This window comes from Microcoleus pseudofavosus SVA1_A4 (genome assembly GCF_036700565.1).
Taxonomy (GTDB): domain Bacteria; phylum Cyanobacteriota; class Cyanobacteriia; order Cyanobacteriales; family Microcoleaceae; genus Microcoleus.
The window spans coordinates 1-1,149 of the sequence record NZ_JAUBPE010000197.1; the positions used below are offsets into that span (position 1 = coordinate 1).

A 1,149-nucleotide genomic window follows, 5' to 3' on the forward strand; every position below is an offset into this window, starting at 1 on the left:
AGAAGCAAGCTAATACGCGATTCCTGAAATTATTAAAATTAGAAAAGCCATATCCTTGGCGCATTATCAACTTAATTCGATTGTTGATTCCCTCCATAACTCCACTTGTTGTGCGATTAAGAAAGTAGTTGCAAATACCCTCAAAATGATTTTCAATCGTTGATGCAGCTTCTCTAAAAAATACTTGTGCATGATTTAGCCATTCTTTAATTTTTGCCTGCCCTTTTTTGACTGTCAAATTAGTCTCATATATTTCTCTAAATTTTTCTTTCATCTCATACGCAATTCTCAAGCATTCTGATTTACCTAGTGCCATCTCTAATTTATCAATCTGAAGAGGATTCAAATTTATTCGATTACTTAACAATAAATATTTACTTTGCCTATCTGTTATTCCGGCTGCTCTGCGTAATTTATTCAAGTCTTTATTAACTACTTTCATCACATGAAAACGATCGATAATAATTTTGGCGTTTGGAAATACTTTTTTGATAACTTTAGGAAATCCTCCCCACATATCAACACTCACTTCCTCAACTTGTTCTCGAACCTCAATTGCTTGTTGCATAAGAACTTCAATGATTTCTTCACAGCGATGAGAATCAATCATCTCAATTAAATTACCTTCGGAAATGTCCCCAACAACAGTCACAAAATTTCCTTGACCTTTCCGCATACTTATCTCGCCCTTGACAAATTCGTTTAACTTCCAATTCGTTCTTTTTTTATTCTTATTTGTCCGATCAAATATTCCTTTTATTTCGTCATAACTCAGTCCTTCTTCTCGTCCTATTTGCTCCATGCTCGATTGTTTGACACGCTCATAAATATTTTGTTCGTATCGTTGAGTATGTCGTCTTTTAATGTCCAAAAAATCTACTTTTTCTGTGGGATATCGTTGGCAATTAGGACAGTAAAACTGCCGTCGCGGGACTTTTAAATACACAGGACGACCAAACACTGGCAAATCTCTTACTAAGATTGGTCGATTTTGATGCAATTGTTCGGTATAATTTTGACAGTGATGACAAACCATACCTTCTCCTACAATTCTCAGTCCTAATAAAATTTTTCCATCAATTTGAGTACAACTTTCAACCTTCACTCCAGGCAAGTCTAATATATAGTCCAAATAAAAGTCCATGAGAA

Annotated in this window: 1 protein-coding gene; it reads right to left on the reverse strand. The window is 34.7% G+C overall.

What is annotated here, in order from left to right; all coding sequences use genetic code 11:
• Positions 1-1,149, reverse strand: a 1,149-nt coding sequence (locus tag QUA02_RS33450; RefSeq protein ID WP_333034028.1) for an ISL3 family transposase, incomplete at both ends; no start/stop codon positions are given.